General features: G+C 66.6%; 13 protein-coding genes. 1 reads left to right on the top strand and 12 read right to left on the bottom strand.

Annotated features, from left to right (window positions below):
* Window positions 1-2: 2 nt before the first annotated feature.
* The 6 genes from AC1RRC_RS00325 to AC1RRC_RS00300 all read right to left on the bottom strand — a co-directional run bounded on the left by AC1RRC_RS00325 (window position 3) and on the right by AC1RRC_RS00300 (window position 11025).
* Complete coding sequence (locus AC1RRC_RS00325; RefSeq protein WP_493053244.1) at window positions 3-2396, bottom strand: efflux RND transporter permease subunit; 2394 nt, start codon at window positions 2394-2396, stop codon at window positions 3-5.
* Window positions 2397-2413: 17 nt separating this feature from the next.
* A complete protein-coding gene (locus AC1RRC_RS00320; protein WP_493053243.1) occupies window positions 2414-3529 on the bottom strand; it encodes a YCF48-related protein in 1116 nt (371 codons plus the stop codon).
* 138 nt (window positions 3530-3667) lie between these two features.
* Window positions 3668-5029, bottom strand: a complete 1362-nt coding sequence (locus tag AC1RRC_RS00315; RefSeq protein WP_493053242.1) for a DUF1329 domain-containing protein — start codon at window positions 5027-5029, stop codon at window positions 3668-3670.
* Between the two features lie 17 nt (window positions 5030-5046).
* Complete coding sequence (locus tag AC1RRC_RS00310; RefSeq protein WP_493053241.1) at window positions 5047-6990, bottom strand: DUF1302 domain-containing protein; 1944 nt, start codon at window positions 6988-6990, stop codon at window positions 5047-5049.
* Between the two features lie 319 nt (window positions 6991-7309).
* Entirely contained in the window at window positions 7310-8626 is a 1317-nt protein-coding gene (locus tag AC1RRC_RS00305) for an anaerobic sulfatase maturase (RefSeq protein ID WP_493053240.1), read from the bottom strand.
* Window positions 8623-11025 (bottom strand): arylsulfatase, encoded by a 2403-nt coding sequence (locus AC1RRC_RS00300; RefSeq protein ID WP_493053239.1) that lies wholly within the window; start codon window positions 11023-11025, stop codon window positions 8623-8625. Before AC1RRC_RS00300 ends, AC1RRC_RS00305 begins: the two co-directional genes overlap by 4 nt.
* A 171-nt stretch (window positions 11026-11196) precedes the next feature.
* Between AC1RRC_RS00300 and AC1RRC_RS00295 the strand changes: the two genes are divergently transcribed.
* Window positions 11197-12252, top strand: a complete 1056-nt coding sequence (locus AC1RRC_RS00295; RefSeq protein WP_493053238.1) for an AraC family transcriptional regulator — start codon at window positions 11197-11199, stop codon at window positions 12250-12252.
* Here the strand turns inward: AC1RRC_RS00295 and AC1RRC_RS00290 are convergent.
* From AC1RRC_RS00290 to AC1RRC_RS00265, 6 genes are all read right to left on the bottom strand, one after another.
* Window positions 12222-12776, bottom strand: a complete 555-nt coding sequence (locus AC1RRC_RS00290) for a sugar O-acetyltransferase (protein ID WP_493053237.1) — start codon at window positions 12774-12776, stop codon at window positions 12222-12224. The genes AC1RRC_RS00295 and AC1RRC_RS00290 overlap by 31 nt on opposite strands.
* A gap of 13 nt (window positions 12777-12789) precedes the next feature.
* On the bottom strand, window positions 12790-14451 hold the full coding sequence (locus AC1RRC_RS00285) for a SulP family inorganic anion transporter (RefSeq protein WP_493053236.1): 1662 nt from the start codon (window positions 14449-14451) through the stop codon (window positions 12790-12792).
* Window positions 14452-14501: 50 nt separating this feature from the next.
* A complete protein-coding gene (locus AC1RRC_RS00280; protein WP_493053235.1) occupies window positions 14502-15077 on the bottom strand; it encodes a TetR/AcrR family transcriptional regulator in 576 nt (191 codons plus the stop codon).
* Window positions 15078-15146: 69 nt separating this feature from the next.
* The gene (gene entS, locus AC1RRC_RS00275) at window positions 15147-16394 is read right to left on the bottom strand and encodes an enterobactin transporter EntS (RefSeq protein ID WP_493053234.1); all 1248 of its coding nucleotides are present in this window, start codon (window positions 16392-16394) and stop codon (window positions 15147-15149) included.
* Complete coding sequence (locus tag AC1RRC_RS00270; RefSeq protein WP_493053233.1) at window positions 16391-23755, bottom strand: amino acid adenylation domain-containing protein; 7365 nt, start codon at window positions 23753-23755, stop codon at window positions 16391-16393. The genes entS and AC1RRC_RS00270 overlap by 4 nt, the downstream gene beginning before the upstream one ends.
* A 13-nt stretch (window positions 23756-23768) precedes the next feature.
* On the bottom strand, window positions 23769-23969 hold the full coding sequence (locus AC1RRC_RS00265; protein WP_493053232.1) for an MbtH family protein: 201 nt from the start codon (window positions 23967-23969) through the stop codon (window positions 23769-23771).
* Between the last annotated feature and the right edge of the window lie 40 nt (window positions 23970-24009).

The following is a 24009-nucleotide window of genomic DNA, read 5'->3' as shown; positions in this document are numbered from 1 at the left end:
GGTTACACTTTCTTCAACAGGAAATGGGACAGGGCCGGCACCAGCACCAGCGCGCCCACCATGTTCAGCGAGAACATGAAGGTCAGCAGGATGCCCATATCGGCCTGGAACTTGATCGGCGACCAGGCCCAGCACACCACGCCGGCGGCCAGGGTGATGCCCACCAGCGCCACCACCTTGCCGGTGAACTGCACGGCGTGGCGGTAAGCGTCGCCCAGCGACTGGCCGTTGCGCTGCTGCGCCAGTTGCACCGACAGCAGGTATAGCGCGTAGTCGACGCCGATCCCGACGCCCAGCGCAATCACCGGCAGGGTCGCCACCTTGACGCCCATGCCCAGTGCCACCATCAGCGCTTCGCACAGGATCGACGTCAGCACCAGCGGCAGCACGGCCACCACCACCGCGCGCCAGCTGCGGAATGTGATAAAGCACAGCACCGTCACGGCCGCATACACGTACAGCAGCATTTTCGTGTTGGCTTCCCTGACCACGATGTTGGTGGACGCTTCGATCCCGGCGCTGCCGGCCGCCAGCAGGAACTGGCGCTCCGGCGTGGAGTGGGCCTTGGCAAACGCATCGGCGGCGGCCACGACTTTTTCCAGGGTTTCCGCCTTGTGGTCGGACAGGTAGGCGATCACCGGCATCAGCGAGCATTCCGCGTTGAACAGGTCCGGGTTGTTGGTGGACGCCTGCTGGGCGCCATAGTTCAGCACATCCTGGTTGCGCGACACGGTCAGCCATTTCGGGCTGCCTTCGGACGAACCGGCCGTCACCTGGCGCACCGCGTCCACCAGCGACACCGTGGTTTGCACACCCGGCACTTGCTGCAGGGTCCACGCCAGGCGGTCCGCATCGACCAGCGTTTCATATTTCAGGCAGCCTTCCTTGGCGGTTTTCACCATCACGGCAAACTGGTCGGACGAGAGCGAGTAATTGGCGGTGATGAAGGCGTTGTCGCGGTTGTAGCGCGATTCGGCCCGCAACTCCGGCGCGCCCGGATCGAGGTCGCCGATCTTGAGTTTCATGCTGACGGCAAAGCCGCCGGCCGCCAGCAAGCCCGCCACCACGAGCACCGCGATGGCCGGGCCGCGCTCGGTGCAGCGGTCCAGCGCCGCCCACAGGACGCCGATGCCCTTGCCTTTGCCCGTCTCGCTGTCATCTTGCAGCGTGCGCGCCGCCGCCTTGGGCGACACGCCGACATACGACAGCAGCACCGGCAACAGCAGCAAGTTCGTGAAGATCAGCACCGCCACGCCGATCGACGCGGTCAGCGCCAGGTCGCGGATGATCGGGATGTCGATCAGCATCAGCACGGCAAAGCCGACGGCGTCGGCCAGGAGTGCGGTCAAGCCAGCGAGGAACAGGCGGCGGAACGTGTAGCGCGCCGCCACCAGCAAGTGGGTGCCACGGCCGACGTCCTGCATGATGCCATTCATTTTTTGCGCGCCGTGCGACACGCCGATGGCAAACACCAGGAATGGCACCAGGATCGAGAACGGGTCCAGTTCAAACCCCAGCGCCGCCACCATGCCCAGTTGCCACACCACCGCCACCACCGAACAGGCCACCACCAGCGCGGTGGAACGCACGCAGCGGGTATAACCGAAGATGATGGCGGTCGCCACCAGCGCCGCCGCGCCAAAGTACATCACCACGCGCGCCATGCCGTCCAGCAGTTCGCCCACCAGCTTGGCGAAGCCGACAATGTGCACGCCGGTCTTGAAATCGCCCCGTTCATGGGCGCGGATCTTGGTTTCCAGTTCTTTCGACAGCGCGGAATAATCGATCGGCTGGCCGGTGGCCGGGTCCTTGTCCAGCAGCGGCACAAAGATCATCGACGACTTGAAGTTATTGGCCACCAGGCTGCCGACAATGCCGGAGCGGGCGATATTGATCTTCAGTTGCTCGACGCTTTGCGGCGAACCATCGTAATTGTCCGGCATCACGGCGCCGCCCGTAAAACCTTCTTCCGTCACTTCGTTCCAGCGCACCGACGGGGTCCACATCGATTTCATCCACGCGCGGTCCACGCCCGGGGTCAGGAACAGGTCGTCGTTGACCTTTTTCAGGACGTCGAGGTATTTCGGATCGAAGATGTCGCCATTCGGGTTTTCCACCACCACCCGCAGCGCATTGCCCAGGCCGCGCAAGGCGCCCTTGTTTTCCAGGTAATTCTTGATGTACGGCTGGCTCTGCGGCATCATTTTTTCAAAGCTCGCATTGAGCGTGAGCTTTTTCACCGCGACCCAGCCCAGCAGCACGGTCGCCACCAGGCACAGCACCATGACCAGCATGCGGTTGTTGAAGACCAGCCGCTCCAGCAGGCTGCCGGAGCGCTGGTCAAAGTTCTTGAGGTCGCGTACGACCGGCATTTCATCGAGTTGAGGCAATCCCATATCCATTTTCCTGTTCCTTACTTTGGCGATTGCCGCGTCAGCGGCTGCTGCAGCGGCTGCAAGCGCAGGCCGCGCGCGCCGCCCAGCAGCAGCGCGCCCGCGCCGGCGTCATTGCCATGCGCGACCAGCAGCGCGGCCGAGACCGGAGCCGGCGTCATGCCCGGCAGCGGCGCAAACGAGGCGCCGTTGTCCGCGCTGGCCAGCACCTGGCCCGCCTGGCTGACCAGCATGAACCTGGCGCCGCCGACCGCCGCCGCCGTCAGGCCGGTCTGCACGCCGGTTTCCACCTTGTGCCAGGTGGCGCCCTTGTCCGCGCTGCGGAAGGCGTTGCCGCGCAAGCCATGCACGATGACGGCGGCGTCGTTGCCCGCCACGCCAAAGAAACTGCCCTTGTACGGCATCGGTACCGGCACGAAGCGCTCGGCGCCCGGGGCGCGGCGCAGCACCATGCCCTGCTCACCCACGATATACGTCGCGCCGCCGGCCGGCCGGATCGCGTTCAGGTGCAGGCCACGGGGGTTGTCCAGCAAGCCCTGCGCCGGCGTCCAGGTCTTGCCGCTGTCGGTGGTCTGGAACGCCAGGCCGAATGCGCCCACCACGAAGCCGCGCACCTCGTCCTCGAACCACACGTCGAGGAAGGGCTTGTCCGGGCCCTGCCGCACCAACTGGCGCGCGTCGGCCAGGACGGCTTCATCGGCGCCGCGCGCGGTGGCATGCGCCAGCACCGCCTGCGCGGCGGCCGCGCCGTCCAGCTGCAGGGTCCAGGTGGCGCCGGCATCCATGCTGTGCAGCACGACGCCGTCATGCCCAACCGCCCAGCCATGGGTCGCGCTCGGGAAGCACAGCGCGGTCAGGTCGGACGACACCGGCACCTGGGCCTGGGTCCAGCGCTGGCCGCCGTTGTCGGAATATAAAATATGACCTCGCTGGCCGGCGGCGACAATGCGCTTGCCGGCCTGGGCCAGGCCATTGATCAGGGCGCGCTGCGCCAGCGGGCTGGTACTGGCCGGCGTTTTCAGCACATCGGCGAACGGCGCCGCCGGTGCCGCCGCCGCAGGGATGGCCGCCGTAACGGCCGCCGCGGCTAACGCCAGCGCACCAATGGCGCGCACGGGCAGGATGGAAGAAGTCATATGCTGTGTTCAGTCAAAAAAGAACGCCGGCGCACCACATGAGGAATCATGGGGACAGGTGACGCCGGCGCAAAAAGAGACACGGTATCGAATAGGGGTGCCTGGCCTTCAGGCCAGGCATCCATAGTTCAAAAACATTTACCGCACGCCCGAACCGGCCAGCGATTCCGACGACCATTCCGACGCCTTCAGCGGATCGATGTACTTGACGCCGCCGTGCGGACCCACCATGCCGGTGATGTTGTAGGCGCCACTGACGAAGTCGTAGATCATGTGGTTGGCGGTGGACGTCGCCTGCGCATCGTAGGAATACGTCGCGTGGCTGAACGAGGCGCGGTACAGCTGGCCGCGCGCATCGTATTCATCCGACGCGACAGCGGTCCAGCTGTCTTCATCGATGTAGAAGGTGCGCTTGCTGTAGATATGGCGCTTGCCCGCTTTCAAGGTGCCTTCCACCACCCACACGCGGTGGGTTTCCCAGCGCACCAGGTCCGGATTGATGTGGTTCGGCGTGGTCACGTCGCCCGGGGTCTTGTGATACGTCAGCCTGTAGTTATTGTAGGGAACGATCACTTCCTTCTTGCCCACCAGCTTGAAGTCGTAGCGGTCCAGCGCGCCGTTGAAGACCCATGCATCGTCATAGGTCGAGGCGCCTGCCGAACCCGGGTTCGGCGTGTCGTAGGCCACGTCCGGCGCCAGTTTCACGCGGCGCTGGCCCGGCAGGTATTGCCACACCTTGCGGCCTTGCGCCACCGGGTTGACATGGTCGTAAGCGAGCAGCGCTTCGCCGGCGCGGCGCGCCGGGGCCAGGTAGTTCAGCTTGGTGCGGAAAAAGATTTCCGTCTGTTTGGCGGTGTCGGTGCGCTTGGCGTCGGCCAGCGGGAATTCCTGCCAGATTTCACCGGTGGTGGCCAGGGTCGGGGTCCCGGACGAATCGACGTTCCACGAGTCGTATTTCGAGTAGATCGCCTGGCCCTGGTAGCGCAGCAAGTGGTTCCACATCACTTCATTGCCGCTCTTCGGGATCGGGAACGGCACGCCGCCCAGCGCGTTTTCCACGCCCACGCCGCCATCGGTGGTTTTCGCATTGGTGGCGTTTTTTGCCGTGTTATCGAGCACGAACTTCGGATAGCCGACACTGCGGCGGGTCGGATACACATCGACGCGGTAAGTCGCGTAGCGCTTCAGCAATTCACGGGTGCCGGCGGTCAGCTTGTCGTCCTGGCCCTGCAAGTTCTTGCCGGTGATGACCAGGCGCGGCTTGTCGCTGGCAAACGGATCGGCGCGCATGCCGGAACCCTTGGCCACGGCAGGGCCGTTGGTCAGGCCGCCCGCGTATTCGGGGATCACGCCATCCTTGCTGGCGGCTTTTTCCGCGCCGAACGCGGTCAGGGTCAGACCCAGCTGTTTGGCTTCTTCCGGGGTCACGGCAGCCTGGGCAGCCATCGGTGCAAACACTGCCGCGCACAGGGCGGCGGCCATCATGGTTTTCTTCAACATGGTTCTACTCCAAAATCTTAGAAGGTGGTTTTCAAGGTCAGTGCGACAAAGCCGCGGTCTTTCAGCAGCGGCGTCACGCCGGCGTTCGACGTGGTCGCGCCCGTGGCCGGATCGATGCCGAGCGGACCGAAGAAGTCCACGTACTTCACGTCAACCTTGTATTTCTGGTAAATGTCGAACGACAGGCCCACCGCGTAATTGCCGGCGCCCTTGTTGCCGCCGGCATTGACGGCGGAGTTCCCCGTCAGGCCACGGCTGTAGGCGATCGGCGCCGACAGGTCCACGCCCGGGAACACCTGGAACCAGGTCGGGGTGAAGTTCAGCGCCAGGCCGACGAAGTTCTTGACCTTGTCCACGCCGGTATAGTCGGCGCGGCCCTTGTAGAATTCCGCACCCTGCGTGACTTTCGCCACCTTGTTCCAGGTGAATTCCGCCAGCCAGCTCGAGGCATCGAACAGCGGCGTTTGCGCCGTGGTGCCCAGGAAGTTCAGCACGCCGTGCCAGGTGTTGCCGCGCGTGGTCGAAACCTGGTCTTCGCCCGGCAAGCCTGCGGCGGTGGCCACCAGCGCGCCTTTCAGCATGGTGTTCAGGCTGGCGATCAGCAGCGGGTTGGTGCCGGCCGGCATCAAGAGCGCCGGACTGCTTTGCAGCGGCATGTCCTTACGGTAGCTCAGGTCCGCCCCGACGGACACGCCGGCCACGCTTTTCGACAGCGATACGCCAACGATGCCGATATCGCCGCCGTATTCCAGCTGGTAGCGGCTGGTGGCGCCCAGGGTGGTCGGGTAAAACAGGCAGTTGCCGGCAGCCACGGCGGCGCCGGGAATCGCACCGGTGCACGTCGCGCTGCCCACCGCCACGGCGGTGGCCAGGCCGGCCTGCTGGGCGGCCGCTTGCGCTTCGGCCGGGGTCTTGCCGGCCGCGATGGCGGCGGCGGCGGCCTTTTGCGCATTTTGCGCCACCAGCGGGCTGCTCTGGCCAAACAGCGCGGCCGGCACGCCGGCCAGGCGCAGGTTGGCGCCCGGCAGCAAGTCGCCGGTGCGGCGGAAATACACACCGGCCGTGCCATCAAGCCAGTCCGGGCTCCAGCGCGCCGACAAGCCGAAATCGCCACGGTTGGCCGGCTTGCGGTCTTCCATCTTCAGCGCGCTGGGCAAGCCCAGGCCGGACAGGTTGAACGATTCGCCGCCCTGCAAGCCATAGTCATAGAAGCCCAGGAAGGAACCCGATTCCGGCAGGCGCGCCGGCTTCCAGTTGAACAAGTATTGCGCCGCCAGCGACAATTCCGTGGTCGGCGACATTTGCACCGACGCGGCGCGGCGCGGCAGGAACAATTCCTTGGCTTCCGAGCCCGGCACCGAATACCCCTTGATCAAGTCCACCGCCGACTGGCCGAAGTTCACGCCGTGGATCGGCGAAATCAGGCTTTCGCCCCAGTACAGCGTATGCTGGCCCAGCTTGACGTTGACCGGCATCTCGCCCAGGTCGAAACGCGCAAACAGGAACGCGTCGAGAATCTCACCGCTGGCGCCCTTGTGGTAGCGGCGCGCATACTTCGACATGCCCAGTGCCGGCTTGCCATCGGCGCCAACGTGGTTCGAGGTGGCGACATTGGTGTTATCGAGGCTGCCATAGGCGCCATCCCACCAGCCGGCGGCCGAGACGCGCAAGCCCATGGATTTCTGGTACACCACGTCGAATTCGCTGAGGATGTCGACCCGGTTCGACACCGTGCCCCGGTTGAAATTGCGGTCGCCGTCGTCCGAGTTCACGGATTTCAGCAAGTGTTCGTTTTGCTTCTCGACCCGGTTTGCGTAGTTGTACTTGACCGTGTTGTCAAAACGGATGGACAGGTCCGGGTTCCCCGTTTCCAGTTCCACGCCATGGGCCGACGCGGCGGCGCACAGGGCGGCGGCGATGGCAATGGCGCGAGGCCGGATTGATTGCGTGATTCGATTCATGCTGCGTGTTCTCCTTTGCGTTTTTCGTTTTTTTATTGCTGCTGCCGCATGTTTCTTCGGGATGAACTCTCCCGCTGCGCCATCGGCACAGGACATGCTTGTTATGGGAATGGCCGGCCGGGCGCCGGTGGGCCTTGCTGCTACCGGGCTGCGGCGGATGGAATGGTGCGGTGCATGGCGGGTCTCCTGGGGCTGTGTTTTTTATCGGAACCTATGCTGGTTCCGTAAGATCATTGTGCTGGTTGCAGCGTGCTACCGCTTATCATTTCCTGACGTTGGCATGTCATTTCCTGACACATGCACCAAAGTACAACGGCATTCACCCGGCGGTTTTCAAGATCAGCGGGCCATTGAACGCCTGCATGACGCTGGACGCGGGAAAACCCGCCGCAATGATTTTCGCCAGCGCATTCATGGCCGGCGTAATGTGGCGAAAATATTTTTCATAGCTGGGGCACAGGTAATTCATGCCCGCCTCCCCGTCCGGCGCGGCCATGAAGCGGTTTTTCGGGCATTCGCCGTTGCAGGCGAATAAATACGGGCAACGCCGGCAATGGCCGGGCAAGGCCTCTTCCTTGGCCGCGCCGAAGGCTTGCTGTGCGGGACTGGCCGCCATGGCGGCGAGGCCGCCGCCGCTGTCGTCACCGAGGCCGCCCGTGATGTTGCCTAACTTGTATTCCGGGTACATATAGTGGTCGCACGAATACACGCCGCCGTCATGCTCGACAATCAGCGCCTTGCCGCAGCGCGGCGCAAACAGGCACACCGACGCCGGCAATTGCAGCCACGACGCCAGCGCCCACTCGAAATTCATCACGTGCACCGTGCCGACATCGTGGCGCACCCACTCGTCGAAGACCGCGATCAGGAAGTCGCCGTAGGCGCCCCGCTCCACGGTCTGCGGCGTCACGGCGGCGGCGCGCGGCGCCGTGGCCGGCACCGGGCTTTTCGCCAGCGCGGGCGGCCGCGCAAAATGCAGGCGGATCGGCTGTTCCGCGTCCGGCGCGCGCTCCACCACGGGGTTGAACTGGATGAAGCGCACCCCTTCATCGCGCAGGAAGCGGTAAACCGCCAGCCCGTGCGGCGCCGAATCGCGCGTCACCGTCACCAGCACATTGACTTTCACGTGGTGGCGCAGCAGCAGCCGCAAGCCGTTCAACGCCGCGTCGAACGACGAGCGTCCCTGCTTATCGGGCCGGTGCAGTTCATGCAGTTCGCGCGGGCCGTCAATGCTGATGCCGACCGTAAAATCATGCCGCGCCAGGAAAGCGCACCACGCGTCATCGAGCAGGGTGCCGTTGGTTTGCAAGGTGTTGCGGATGGTCTTGGTCCCGGCCCGCACCGGCTCTGATGCCTGCTGGTACGCCACCGCCCGCTCAAAAAACGCCAGCCCCATCAGCATCGGCTCGCCGCCCTGCCACGTGAATTCCACTTCCGGCGTGGGCTGCGCCGCGATATACCCGGCCACATAGGCGCGCAGCACCGCGTCGCTCATGCGGAATTTTTCGCGGGGCGGATACAGCTGTTCCTTTTCCAGGTAAAAGCAGTAATCGCAATCGAGGTTGCACAGCGGGCCGATCGGCTTGGCCATCAGGTGCACGCCATGCGGCTGGGGGGACTGGAGCGCCTGGTTCATGGCAGGTATTTCACCGTGACCGCGTCGATCTTGCCGCCAAACGCATGGGGCGCGGCGCCGCTATAGTTGCGCGAGACCGGCGCGCCCAGGTCCATGCCGACATCAAACGTTTCACTGGCCGTGAACAGGAATGGCACCGTAAACGGCACGTTCCCCTGCCCCACCACCTTGCCATTGGCGCGCAGCGTGACTTGCGCCGGCGCGCCCGGTTTGGGCGCCGCCAGCACGGTTTCCACTTCGATGTTCACGGGGCCGGCCGGCAGCGGTTCCGTGGCGCGGATGATGGTGCGGCGGATGATCAGCGCGTTGTACTCGTACACCAGCACGCCGTTATCCAGGTACAGCGTCACGCCGCCGCCTGACCCGCCCAGCGCGTACAGTACGCCGCCCGCGCCCGCGGGCGCGCTGGCCTGGACCGTCACCACGTTGTTTTTCGATTTGATATTGGGCGCCACGGGTTCCGGCATGCGCGAGACCACATCCGAGAATTGCCACGCCGTCGTGCCGGAGCCCTGGCGCTGAGCCGGGTTCAGGAACACATACGCGCCGCCGCCCACCGGATACACTTGATTGGCTTGCGCTTCGCGCTCGAACAGCGCCTGCATTTGCGCCAGCTTGGCCGGCTCCCGCTGCGCCAGGTCCACCGATTGCGAATAGTCGCTGGCCACGTTGTACAGTTCCCACCGGTCTTGCGCCGCGTCCCAGGTCCTGAGGCCGGAAAAATCCATGGCCCAGGGCAGCCGCGGGCCTTTGACGGAAGCGATCCAGCCATCGTGGTAGACGGCGCGCGAGCCCAGGTATTCAAAATATTGCGTGTGCTTGCGCGGCGCCGCTTTCGCATTGCCGAACGTATACGCCATGCTGATGCCGTCGAACGGGTCTTGCAGGTGTCCGTCCACGACCTGGGGCGGCTTGATCGATGCCGCTTCGTAAATCGTGGGCGCGATGTCGTTCACGTGGTGGAACTGCTTGCGCACTACGCCATCCGGGCGGATTTTCGCCGGCCACGATACCGCCATCGGCGTGCGGGTGCCGCCAAAGTGGCTGGCCATCAGCTTGGTGCCCTGGAACGGGGTGGACGACGCCTGCGCCCATGCCGCGTGGTACATGTTTTCCAGTTCCTTGCCGCCCAGTGCGGCCAAGCCGCCATATTCCTCGTTCAGCACTTTCATTTGCTGCGCGGCCGGCACGGGAATGCCGTTTTGCGCCAGCAATTCGCTGATCGATCCCTGCATGCCTTCGCTGGACGCGCCATTGTCGGAAAACACATAGAAGATCAGCGTGTTGTCGCGCACACCGAGGCGCTCCAGTTCATCGACCACCTTGCCGGCCTGCGTGTCGGTATGTTCGAGGAACCCGGCAAACACTTCCATCAGGCGCGCCTGGTAGCGTTTTTCGTCCGCCGACAGGCTGTCCCAGGCCGGCAAGGTGTCCGGGCGGGGATTGAGCCTGGCGTCTTGCGGGATCCAGCCCTGCGCTTTCTGGCGTGCGAACACGCGCTCGCGGTAGGCATCCCAGCCGCTGTCGAACTTGCCCTGGTATTTATCGGCCCAGGCGGCGTTCACGTGGTGCGGGCCGTGCACCGCGCCCGGCGTCCAGAATAAAAAGAATGGCTGGTCCGGGCTGTAGGACCGGTGCTGGCGCAGCCACGTGACGGCCTGTCCCGCCAGGTCGTCCGTCAGATGGTAGGGCGCCGCGTTGGCCAGTGCGTGCGGCGGCTCCACCGGCGTGGTGTCGCGGTACAGGCGCGGTTCGTATTGCGACGTTTCCCCCGCGATGAAACCATAGAACGTGTCAAAGCCATGGCCGGTCGGCCAGCGCTCGAACGGGCCCATGGCCGTGGTGTGCGTGATCGGCGTGTTGTGCCATTTGCCGAATGCCGCCGTGCGGTAGCCGTAGTGGCGCAGCACTTCCGGCACGGTGGCCGACGTCTTCGGGATCACCCCCGTGTAGCCGTCCCAGTCGTTGGCGGCTTCCGAAATCTGGCCGCTGCCGACGCGATGGTGGTTGCGGCCCGTCAGCAGCGCGGCGCGGGTGGCGGAACTGACCGCCGTGGTGTGAAACGCGTTATAGGCAATGCCGGTGTTGGCGATGCGCGCCAGGGTCGGCGTGTGGATTTCACCGCCAAACGCGTCGGACTGGGCGAAGCCCGCGTCGTCCAGCATGATGACCAGCACGTTGGGCGCGCCGGCCGGCAAATGCCGCACCGGCTTGCGCCACTGGTGCGAGGATTGCTGCAAGGTGGGACCGGCCTTGCTGGCGGACGGCTGTGGTGGAAATGGCAAGGTGTCTTGTGCATAACCGGTTAAAGGCGCGGTGATGGCGGCGGGCAAGGTGCACAGCGCGGCCAGCGCGGCGCGTTGCGCGGCCGTTCGCGGCCCGGTTGTGTTCTGGGTCATGCGGGTGTCTCCGGTGGGAAGTGTTGTATGCGCACACACGGCTTGTGCAGCTGGTCACATTCTTGCTCCGGCAGAACCACCCCGCTTGTCATTTCCCGTCAAACCACTGTCATTTGTGGACAGGAATGCCTATCATGAACCGACAAATCAGCAGTTAAAACAACGATAAGCATGACGGGGGACGTTTTGAAACCAGGTGAATTATTCATCCCGGCACGGTATTACGCGGCGCTGTTCGACCACCTGGAGAGCCAGGGTATTCCCTGCCGCGACGCGCTCAGCGCGGCGCAAATCCGCACCCTGAACGATCCGCAGGCCCGGCTCACCGTGACCCAGGCGGAAACCCTGATGCTGGAAGCGGCCCGCCTGACGGGGCGGCGCGACCTGGGCTTTGAAATGGGGCGCCTGATCAAGCTCAATTCGCACGACATCCTCGGCTACGCCATCATCAGCTGTCCCACCCTGGACCATGTGCTGCGGCTGGCGTCGCGCTACTACAAGCTGATGACGCCGCTGTTCGCCATGCGCTATGCGCGCTACGCCACCTATGCGGAAGTCACGTTCCGCCCGGTGCACGGCATGCCGCAATCGGTGTATGAAACGTATATGGAAACATTGCCGGTGTCGTTCCATTGCCAGATGCAGGCCGTCACCCAGGGCCGCCTGCCGACTTATGACATGTACCTGACAACGGCGGCGCCGCCCCATGCGCAGCGCTACCGGGAATTGCGCAATGTGCGCATCCACTTCGGCGTGGTGGAACAGCCGGGCATGCGCGTCACGCTGGATACGTCCGAACTCGACGTGCCGCTGGCCATGACCGACTTGCGCGCGCTGCAGCAGGCCGAAGCCCGCTGCAAGCAGTTGCTGCAGCACATGGACCAGCAAGGCAACTGGTGCGACTGGGTGACGATGATGCTGCGCGAAGCGGAAGACGCGCAGCCGACCCTGGAAGAACTGGCGGGGATTTTAAATGTCTCGTCGCGCACGCTGGACCGGCACCTGGCCAAGGGCGGCATCAGCTTTCGCGGCCTGGCGCTGCGCATCCGCAACGAACGGGCGTGCGAATTGCTGGCGAGCGGCAAATTCCCGATCTCGCAAATCGCCTACCGGCTCGGCTACTCGGATATCGCGAATTTTTCCCGCTCGTTCCGCAAACTCAACGGCGTCAGCCCCACCGCGTGGATGGAACAGCGTCAGGCCGCCGCCGTGGCGCCGCCCGGCTGAATGGTCCGGATCACTTTGCACGGATTGCCCGCCGCCAGGCTGTTGGGGGGAATATCGCGGTTGACGACGCTGCCGGCGCCGATCGTGCAATTGTCGCCGATGGTGACGCCGCCCATCACCGTGACATTGGCCCCGATCCACACGCTGTTGCCGATCGTGATCGGCCGCTCGATAAACACGCCCGCATTGCGCGCCACCGGGTCGACCGGATGGCCGGCGGCGGAAATCACGGTGTTCGGGCCGATCATGACATGGTCGCCCAGGGTCACCGGCGCGCAATCGAGGATCACCACATTGTGGTTGGCAAAGCAATGGCGGCCGAGGGAAATATTGGTGCCGACGTCGCAGTAAAACGGCGCCTCGAAATGCGCGTCGGTGGGCTTGCCCAGCAATTGTTCCAGGATGCGCGACTGCTCGGCGAGGTCGTCGGCACGATTGAACGCCGCGCACAATTGCTTGACCCGGCGCCGCTTCTCGAAATTCGGCCACGCGGCCGGCCCCAGTGCCTGTTGCTCATCCTGCATTGCGTTCTCCTCGTCAGATATATTCCGCATAATCGCCTTCCCGTCCCTGGTGCAGGCGGGCGGCCGCCATGGCCGTGGACAGGAAGATCGGGCCGGCCAGCTGCGACGTGAAGTCGCTTTGCTTGAGGCGGTCCAGCACGGGCCCTTTGACTTCGGCCAGGTGCAGCGCGATGCCGCGCCGCTTCAGGCCCGCATTCCATTCGCCCAGCGCGAACAGCGCCGACGTGTCGATCGAACTGACGGCGGTCATGACCAGCACCAGGTGGCGCGCGCTCGGGTGTGCCCGCACTTCATCTTCGATCCGTTCGCCGATGGCTTCGACGTTGCCAAAGAACAGGTTGGCGTCGATCCGCAGCAACAGGACGTCCGGCTGGGTTTCCGCCGGATAGCGTTCGATATTGCGGAAGTGTTCGGTCCCGGCGATGCGCCCCAGCACGGCAATGTGCGGGCGGCTGGCGCGCCAGATCAGCGTCCCCATCGACAGCAGCACCCCCACCACCACGCCCGCTTCCACGCCCAGCGCCAGCACGCCGCCGCACGTGACCAGCCAGGCGGCCGCGTCGCCCCGGTCATAGCGCCACGCGGTTTTCAGGGTGTCGAGTTCCACCATGCCCAGCACGGCGACGATAATGGTGGCGGCCAGCACCGGCAGCGGCAATAGCGCCAGCCAGGCGGTCGGCGCCGTCAGCGCGGCCGCCAGCAAGACGGCGGAGATGACCGACGCCAGCGGCGTTTGCGCACCGGCCGCGAAATTCACGGCCGAGCGCGACAGGCTGCCCGTGACGGGGAAGCCGCCGGAAGCCATGGCGGCCACGTTGGCGGCGCCCAGTCCGATCAGTTCATGGTTGCTGACCAGTTTTTCATTGCGCTTTTGCGCCAGCGCCTGCGCCGCCGACATGCTCATCAAGAACACCACGAAGCCGATCAGCAATCCCGGCTGCAGCAAGGCGCGCCAGTGGCCCGGCGACAACGCCAGGTTCAGTTGCGGCAATCCTGGCGGCACTTCGCCCGACATGGCCACGCCACGCGCCTGCAGCCCCAGCGAAGTGGCGAGGGCCAGGCCGCCCAGCACCACCAGCATGGGCGCCAGTTTGGCGGCGATGCCGGCCGCGTTGGCCGGCATGCCGCACCGCTTCAGCAGCGCTTCCATATACTGTTTTGCCAGCAGCAGCGTCACGATGGCGCCGATGCCCAGCATGGCGCTGGGAAGATGCCAGTGCGGGAACGCGGCGCCCAGCAGCGGCTTGACCTGGCCGGCGGCAATCGCCAGCGCGCAGCCGACCGTGAAACCGCTCATCACAGGACGGGAAAAGAAATTCGCGAGAAAACCCAGCCGCAACAAGCCGCACGCCAGCAGCACCAGCCCGCACACCAGCGCCAGTTGACCCGCCAGCACCGTGTACAGGCCGGAGCCTTGTGTGGCCAGCGGCGCCAGCACGGCGCCTGTCATCAGGGACACGATCGCCATCGGGCCCACCGATTGCGTCATCGACGAACCAAACAGGGCATACACGATGGGCGGCAGGATGCTGGCGTAAATGCCCGCGACGGGCGGCAGCCCCGCCACCAGGGCGTAAGCCATGCCCTGCGGGATTAACATCATGGCCACGACGATGCCGGCGCCGATATCGCCAGCCAGCATTGCGCGCCGATAGTGCTTCAGCCAGTGCAGCATAGGAAATGTTCAAGCTTTAAAGCCGAAGCCTACCATGCCGGAAGGCAAGGCTACAATCCGCGCGCCTGCAATGTGGCGCGCACGGCGTCCAGCACATCATTCGCCTGCGCCGGGTCTTCGAACAGGCGCGCGACCACCACCGCGCCCACCATGGCGGCGTAATCGGCGATGGCTTGCCGGCGTTTTTCCTCGTCATCGGCGCCCCGCTCCAGCGGCGCCAGGATGGCCAGCTGTTCGCGCACGCCCTGCGCCAGCGCAGCGCGCGCGGCCGGGCCGCAGCGCGACACGTCGGCGCCCAGCGCCGTCACGGCGCAACCCGCGCCGGGATTGCCGCAGTGGCGCGGCGTCAGGTAGGAGTCGATGATGGCGGCGCGCCCCTGGTCAGGCGCGGCGGCCACGCGCTGGCGCCAACGCTCCACCGAATGCGCCAACGCCCTGGCGCAGGCTTCGGCCAATAAATCTTCCTTCGAGCCGAAATGGCCATAAAAGCCGCCATGTGTCAGCCCGGCGCCTTTCATCAAGTCCGCCACGCCGATGCCGTCATAGCCCCGCTCGCGGAACAAGGTTGCCGCTGTTTCAACGATGCGCTCGCGGTTCAGCGCCGCCTGTTCCCTGCTGACTTTCATCGCATGCCCTCCCTTGCCGATCTGCGCATTATACATTATAGGCATAATGTATAACACGGCGGCGCGCGCTTACTCGGCCATTTCCGCCAGCGCCGGACACTGCATCGGAGCCTCGCGCAGCGCGCGGCAGACGCCGAGCATGGCGAGGCCCAGCGCCGCCGCCGCCGCGCCAAAGGCAAACACGCTGGCCAGCGGCGCCAGCAGCTTGCCCAGCAGGCCGATGCCCAAGGTCCCCACCGTGTCGCCCGCCGCATCCTGCGCCGACCACAGGCCGTTGACCCGGCCCAGGTAGTGGTCCGGCGTATGGCCCTGCACCAGCGCATATTGCAACAGCGACGCCACCGACACCAGGTAGCCGAACACCGCCAGCAATGCCAGCGCCGCCGGGAAACTGCGGTTGACGCCCAGCAGCATCAGGCACGCGAACGCCCCCAGCCCGCACAGCTGCATGACCAGGCCGGGTCGCCGCACGCCACCGGTCCAGCCGCTGAGCAAGGCGCCCACGGTGGCGCCCAGCGGCACGGCGGAATACATCAAGCCTGTTTCGAATGCCGCGCCGCCGAACGACGATTCGGCCAGCGACGGAAACAGCACCCGCACCGCCGTCCCCAGGGTGACGATGACACTGGCCAGCGCGGTGAACGCCACCACCTTGTTGGTCAGCAGGAAGCGCACACCGCCGGCCAGCGCCTGCAACGGGTTGCCGTCGTCGGCGTGCTGTGGGCGCATCGCGGGCAGGCGCAGCAGGGGCAGCAGGGTCAGGCCGGTGCCAAGCGCCGCCGCCATATACGCCCATCCGACGCCCGCCGTGGCAATCACGATGCCGCCGATGGCGGGCGACAGCACGGTGGCCAGCCGCACCGTCACCATGCTGATGGCGCGCGCCTGCAGCACGTTCTCGCGCCCCACGATGGCCGGCATGCAGGCCAGCAGCGCCGTCACGCCGAGCGCGCCAAAGAAGCCATCCCAGGCCGACAGCAGGTACACCGCCCACAGCGACGGCGCGGGCAGCCAGGCGTTGGCCGCCAGCGCGGCGAACCCGAGGCCGCACACCAGCCGCGCCGACAGGATCAGGGTGCGGCGGTCATGCCGGTCCGCCAGCACGCCACCGAGCAGCATGCCGGCCAGCATGCCGGTCCCCTCCAGCGCCATCGCCAGCCCCACTTGCAACGGATCGCCGGTCAGGGTGTGGATTTGCATCGGCACCGCCACCGACAGCATGCCCAGGCCCAGCAGGGAAATGGTCCGGGCGATGAACACGCTGCGGAAATCGCGGTTGCGGCGCAGCAGGCCGAAGTCGGTCAGTAATTTTTTCAATTTAATTCCTTTAACGGTGCATTGGCCAATTCGCTGGCCAACAGCGGGCCCAAAATTTCCAGCGATTGCGGCGACATGATGTTCTCGTGCGCGCAGTGCGCCAGCCAGTGCAGGCGCACCTGGTCCGCCCTGCCCTGCCACGCCGTGCGCGGATCGATATACGCGGGCACCGACTGGCCCGCCGCGAACAGGGTCACCTTGCCGCCATAGCGCGGCGTGCGGGCTTGCGACAGCAGGCGCACGGCGTCCTTGTAGTTGGCGAAAATCTGCGCCAGCATGGCTTCCCGCTCCTGTTGCAGCGCGGCGCCTTCCGGCGTCTCTTCCTGCCCCTCGTCCGGGCCGGATTCGCCCCGCGCCGCGCCGGCCAGCAATTGCGCCTGTTCGCGCTCCGCCCCCAGCGCCGCTTCCGCGCCCTGCGGATCGTTCCAGTCATGCGCCTCGGACGGATAGGTGTCGAGCAAGCCGAGGAATTCCACCGGCTCGCCCTGCGCTTCCAGCAGCGCCGCCACCCCATAGGCCACCGTGCCGCCCAGCGAATAGCCCAGCAGGCGGTATGGTCCCTTGGGCTGCACGGTGCGGATCAGGTCCAGCTGGCGCCGCACCAGCGTGTCCATGTCGGGACTGGTGGCAACCAAGCCATGGGGCCGTGGCGATTGCAGCCCGACAATGGCCTGGCCGCCGTCGAGGTAGCGCGACAGCACGCTGTATTGCCATGCGAAGCCGGAACCCGGATAAAAGCAGAACAGCGGCGGCATGCCCGACGCCCCCTTCGCGGGACGCAAATGCAGCACCGCTTCAAAGCCGTCGTTGCCGAAATCGTTGACCATGCCGCCCTCGTTGAGGCGTTCCGCCAGCCGCGCCACGGTCGGCGCCAGCATCACCTGGCCCACCGTCACGGGCCGCCGCAGTGCCGCGCGCAATTCCGACGCCAGCCGCATGGCCAGCAGCGAATGGCCGCCCAGCGCAAAGAAATCGTCGTCCGCGTACACCGTATCCACGCCCAGCACGCGGGCAAACACGGTCGCCAACCGGCTTTCCAGCCCGCGCGCCGGCAATGTGCGGCTGCCGGCATGGGCCGCCGGCAAGGGCAGCGCCTTGCGGTCCAGCTTGCCGTTGGCGCTGAGCGGCAATTGCGCCAACGGCACCATGGCAACCGGCACCATATGCGCCGGCAAGCCTTGCGCCAGCGCGGCGCGCAGGGTGTCCCATGCCAGGCTCGCGCCGGGCGCCGGCACCAGGTAGGCCACCAGCTGGCGGCTGTCCAGGGCGCCGGACGTGTCCTGGCCCAGTGCCACCGCGTGCACCACGGCTTGCGCCACGCCGGGCTGGCGCAGCAGCACCGCTTCGATTTCACCGGGTTCGATGCGCTGGCCGCGCAATTTCAGCTGGTCGTCGGCACGCCCCAGGTATTCGATGGCGCCATGCGCCAGGCGCACGACGACGTCGCCGGTGCGGTACATGCGCCCGCCATGGGCGTAGGGGTCGGCCACGAAGCGGGTCGCCGTCAGGCCCGGACGCCCGAGATACCCCAGCGCCAGCTGCGCGCCGCACAGGTACAGTTCCCCCGGCGCGCCCGGCGGCACTTCGCGCAAGCGCCGGTCCAGCACGCGCAATTGCGTATTCCACACCGGATAGCCGATCGGCACACCCGCGCCGCCGTCGTCAAGCGCACCGGACGCCGGGTAATACGTGACGTCCACCGCGGCTTCGGTCGGGCCATACAGGTTGTGCAACCGCGCGCCGCTGACCGTATCGAATTCGCGCGCCTGCGCCTTCGACAGCGCTTCGCCGCTGCAAAACACCAGGCGCAGCGAGGGGCAAGCGTCCGGCCCCTGCGGCTTCAGGTGCGACGTGAACGTCGCCAACATCGAGGGCACGAAATGCAGGCAGGTGACGTCCCAGGTGGCGATGGCTTGCTGCAGCGCCTGCGGGTCGCGGTGCGCGTCCGGCTCGGCCATGGCCAGGCGGGCGCCCGTCATCAGGGGCCAGAAGAATTCCCATACCGACACGTCAAAGCCGCACGGCGTTTTTTGCAGCACCGTGTCACCGGCTGTCAAACCATATTCATGCTGCATCCACGCGATGCGGTTGACGATGGCGCCATGCTGCACCAGCGCGCCTTTCGGCCGGCCGGTGGTGCCGGACGTGTAGATCAGGTACGCGGGATGATCGGGCGTTACCTGCGCCGGGCTTTCCGGCGCGGGCGCATCGTCTGGCGCCAGTGTGTCGAATACCCGCATCGGTATCGCCGCCAATGCCGCGAAGCGCCGCGCGCGGCCGCTGTCCGTCACCAGCAGCGCGGGCGCCGCATCGCCCAGCATGAAACCGAGCCGCGCATCCGGGTAATCCAGTTCCAGCGGCAGGTAAGCCGCGCCCGCCTCGATCACCGCGTGCAGCGCAATGGCCAGGCGCACAGACCGGGGCAGCGCCACCGCCACGATATCGCCGGGCTGCACGCCGTCGTTCCGCAGGCGGGCCGCCAGCGCGCGTACCTGGTGGCGCATGGCACGGTAGGTCAGCCGATGCCGGGCATCGGCCAGCGCCGGCGCATCCGGGGTGCGCGCGGCCTGTTCCCGCAGTGCGCTGCGCAAGGTGGCGGGCGGCAATACCCGCTCCGTCGCATTGGCGCGGGCGATGGCTTGCCGTTCTTGCGGCAACAGCAGCGGATAATGCGCCACAGGCAGCTCCGGCTGCGCCAGCGCGGTCGAGATCAACGCCGCGACGCGGTGCGCCAGCAGGGATGCGTTGGCCAGCGCACCCCGGTTTTCCACCAGCAGGGTCAACCGCTTGCCCGGCAACACCAGCAATGCCAGCGGATAGTGGCTGTACCCCCGGTTATGGATATGGTCCACCACCAGCGGACCGCCATCCGCCCCCGGCAGCGCTTGCGCCAGGTAGCTGTTGTCCGGGTAGTTTTCCACCACCAGCAGCGTGTCGAACAGGGCGCCACCGCCCGGGCCAACGCCCGCCACGCGCTGGATTTCCGCCAGCCCCAGGCCATCATGTTCCAGCAAGTCCGCGTGGCGCTGCTGGATCTCCGGCAATTGCTGCCAGAGGCCGCGCGCCGGATCGAGCGCAATGCGCACCGGCACGGTATTGAGGAACAGGCCGACCTGCTGTTCGATGCCGTCGACCGCCGCGTCGCGGCCCGACACCGGCGCCCCGAACACGATATCGTCGCGCCCGGCCAGGCTGCCCAGCACGATGCCCCACACCGCTTGCATCAACACATTCAAGGTCAGTCCGCGCGCGCGCAGCGCGGCGGTCAACAGCGCGGTCTGCGCCGCATCGAATTCCAGCGCATATTCATCGACCGGGGTCTCACCGGATTTGCCGGCAGGGTCAAACAGCACGGCAGGCTGCGCGCCATCGAGGTAGTCGCGCCATACCTCCGCGCTGCCCGACAAGTCGCGGGCCGCCAGTTGCGCCACCACGTGCACATAGCCGGTGGCAGGCGGCAATGACGCGGGACCGTCGCGGTACGCCGCCAGCAAATCGCGCATCAGCAGCGGCGTGGACCAGCCATCGATCACCAGGTGATGCACCACCAGCAGCAGCACGTGGCTGTCCGGCGCCAGCTTGACCAGCGCCGCATTGAGCATGCCGCCAAAGCGGTCCGGCGGGCACACTGTGGCCAGCAGGTCCGCCTGCAGCGCGTCCAGTTGCTCGGCGCGTGCGTCTTCCGGTGCACCGGACAAGTCGTGTTCCGTCCATGGCCACACGGCGGCGCCCTGCTTGGGCAGCAGCAATACCGGCTGTGCCGTGGTGTCGAGGTCGAACAATCCGCCCAGTTGCGGATGGCGCGCCAGCACGGCCTGCAATGCGGCGTGCAAGCGGGGCGCATCGAGCGCTCCCCGCCAGTGCAGCCGCGTATACGTGTTGTAGCTGGCCGCGCCGCCATCGAGCTGGGTGTGGAACAGCATGCCTTTTTGCAGCGGCAGGACCGGGGCGCTCTCCGCAAAGGGGCCATGGCGGCGCGCCAGCGCCGCTGCCGCCGCGTCGTCCAGTTGCCGGGACAGTGCCGCGTCCGTGACCGCTGGCCGGGCAGGTGCGGCAGGAGCCGCCTCGGCATCGAGCACCGCCGCAATCGCGCGCGGCGTCCGTCCCGAAAACACGGCGGACGGGCGCAACGCATGCCCCGCCTTGCGCAGCGCCGTGCACAGCACGATCGCCGTGATGCTGTCGCCGCCGAGCGCAAAGAAATCACTGCCGGCCGCCACCGCGTCTGTCGCCAGCGCCTGCGCCATCAGCGCGCACACCAGCGTTTCCGTTGCCGTGGCCGGTGCCGCCGGCAAGCCCTCCGCGCCATCGGTGTTTGCCGGTGCGGCCATCACCGGCGCCGGCAATGCCTTGCGGTCGATCTTGCCGCTGACATTGCGCGGAAAAGCGTCCATCACCACCAGCGCGGCCGGCGCCATGTAGTCAGGCAGCACGGCGCGCAGCGCATCGAGCAAGGCATGGGCGCGCGCGGCGCGCCCTTCGTCATCGAGACCGGGCACGACGGCGTACGCCACCAGCCGGTGCGTATGGTTGACCGCCTGCGCCAGCACCACCGCGCTTTCCACGCCGGGCAACAGCGACAGCGCATTTTCCACTTCGCCCAGTTCCACGCGGTAGCCGCGCACCTTGACCTGGTCATCGCTACGGCCCATGTATTCCAGCATGCCGGCCGTGTTCCAGCGCACCAGGTCCCCGGTGCGGTACATGCGCGCACCATGCCCGTCGAACGGATTGGCGACAAAACGCGTGGCGGTCAATCCGGCCCGTCCCAGATACCCCTGCGCCAGCCCCGCTCCCGACACGTACAATTCGCCCACCGCGCCGGTGACCACCGGCTGCAAGCGGGCGTCCAGCACGTAGACGGCGGTGTTGCCGAGCGGGCGGCCGATCACCGGGTGCGCCGAATCCCGCAGCGCTGCGCGCAGCGTATCGACCGTGTATTCGGTCGGCCCATACAGGTTGTGCGCCTGCAGGCCCGGGAACCCGCGCAACTGGCGCCACAGCGCGGCCGGCGCGGCCTCGCCGCCAATCAGGATCAGGCCCGGATGATGGGTGCCCTCGGCCAGCAAGCCATTGTTCAGCATTTGCGCCAGGAACGATGGCGGCAAGTCCATCGCATCGATCCCGATGGCGTCGACCTGCTGCGCCAGCGCGTGGGCGTCGCGGCGGATTTCTTCATCAAACACGTGCAATTCCTGGCCGTGCAACAGCCAGAACAATTGCAGCCACGACGAGTCAAAGGAAAACGAGTGGGTATGCGCGGCCCGCAGACGGCGGCCCGGATGGCGGGCTTGCACGGCCGCCAGCGCCGGCTGGTACACGGCCGGCCAGTGCGCGTGCAACAGGTTCGACAGCGCCGCATGGGTGTTCATGACGCCTTTCGGACGGCCCGTGCTGCCGGACGTGAAGATCACATACGCGATGGCGTCCCGCGCCAACGGGCCGCCACGTTCGGCATCGCCCAGCGGCGCGCCATCGGTCCCGGCCAGGTCATTCAGTACGGCGGCGCTGTCGAGGTTCAGGCGTTGCAGCGACGGCGGGAACGCCGTGGCCACGGCCGCCTGCGACACCAGCAGCACCGGATGCGCATCCTCGCACATCATGGCGATCCGATCGGCCGGATAGTCGAGGTCCAGCGGCAGGAACGTCGCACCGGATTCCAGTACCGCCAGCATGGCGGCGACCGCATCAACCGAGCGTGGTACGGCCACGGCGACCACCTTGCCCTGCCCGGCGCCCGCTCCCAGCAACATGCGCGCCAGTTGCGCCACTTGCCGCGCCAGTGCGCCAAAGGTGACGTGGCGGCCGCCGCACACCAGCGCAACGGCGTCCGGCTGGCTAGCCGCCTGCTGGTTCAACAGCGCCGAGATGCTGCGCGGCGGCGCCGGGGTTTCCGGCCCCGCCGTGCGCGACCACTGCGCGATGGCGTCCAGTTCCGCGCGCGGCAGGATTGGCGCGTCCCCCACCGGCACCTCCGGATCGGCCAGCCAGCCTTCCAGCAGGCGCAGGATGCGCGCGGCGTGGCGTTCGAGGTCGGCGCGCGTATAGCGCGCCGCGTCGGCCCGCAATTCCAGCACGGCCTGCGTGGCGTCGCTTTGCAGGCTGAATTCCAGGTCGTCCACCGGGCCGGTCGCCAGGTGCACCGTGCGACCGGCCAAGCCGCCGAAATCGAGGCGGTAGTCGAACAGCTTGTGGTTGATCAGCGCGCCATACAGCTTGCGGCCCGAGGCCAGCAAGCCCAGGTCGCGCTGGACCTGTTCCGCCTCATAGTGCTGGTGCGCGCGCACCTCGCGCACCGCCTGCCGGTATGCGGCCGACACGCCGCTCCACGACAGTTGCGGCGACAGCGTCACCAGCGCCGGCAAGACATTGACCAGCGGCGCCAGCGTATGGATCGCCTTCGCCCCCATGCGGCGCATGAAGGGCACGCCGATGGCCTGGCGCGCCTGGCCGGTGACGCGGTACAGGTATGCCACCAGCACGCCTTGCAGCAAATCCGGCGCGGACAGCCGGGCGGCCCGGGCTTCGGCATGGGTGGTGGCCAGCCGGTGCAGCTGGACGACAAGCGCGGCGGGCAGCGGCAGGCTGTGGACCGCGACGTGTCCAGCCTCGGCGGCCAGGCGGGATGCAATACCGGGATGGCCGGTGACCGGGCTGTCACCGCCGGCGTCCGTCGTCTCTCCGCCAGGCGCCGCCAGCGTCACCGCCGGTGGCAAATCCGCGCAATGCGTTTGCCAGAACGCCTTGTCGGCCGCGCATTGCGCCGACGCCTGGTACGCCGCATATTCTTCCGCCGCCAGCGCGACCGGCGCAAACGGCGATGGCGATGGCGGCGCGCCTGACGCCAGTGCGGTATAGACGGCGGCCACGCGGCGCGTCAATGCCATGAAGCTGTAACCGTCCAGCATGATGTGGTGATAGCGCTGGTACCACAGCCATTGCGCGCGGCCTTCGCCGTCCCGCACGCGGAACAGTGCCTGGCGGTACAGCGGGACATCGCCGTCGAGCGGCAGCGGCGCCCGCGTATCGGCCCACATCCACGCCAGGGCGCGGGCTTTGCCGTCCGCATCGGCAGTGAAATCACACTGTTCCGGAGCGGGAATGTCGTCCGCACGCAAGCCGGCGCGCAACAGTTGCACCGGGCCGGCGGCATCCTGCCGGTAGCCGGCCGTCACCGTATCGGCTTGCGCCAGCACGGCGCGGATGGCCCGCGCCAGCAAGCCGGCATCGATGCCGGCCTCCAGCTCGATGCAATGGGAAATCACATAGCCATGCCGCTGCTCGCTGACCTGGTCCGCGAACCAGATGCCCTGTTGGCTGCCATTGAGGGGGATGGCGCCGGGATTGTTCGTTAATTGCATATTTATGCGTCCGTTAAGCCTTGAATGGGTTGATGGCGTGCCAGTGGTGCTCCACATACTCCAGGCATTGCTGGCGCGGCGCGGGGCCGAAGCGGTGCTCCCAGCCATCCGGCTGCGCGTGCAAGTCCGGCCACAGGCTGTATTGGCCGCGCGCGTTGGCCAGCACGGAAAACGTGGCTTGTTCATCGTCGAAAGGGTTCAGGTAGTCGCTCATCGGTAGTCGCTCTTGGTTGGTCTTGGTCAGGTTGATTCGT

The sequence above is a fragment of the Pseudoduganella sp. GW821-FHT12E03 genome, assembly GCF_058807115.1.
This window is presented reverse-complemented; position numbering and strand designations above follow the sequence as displayed.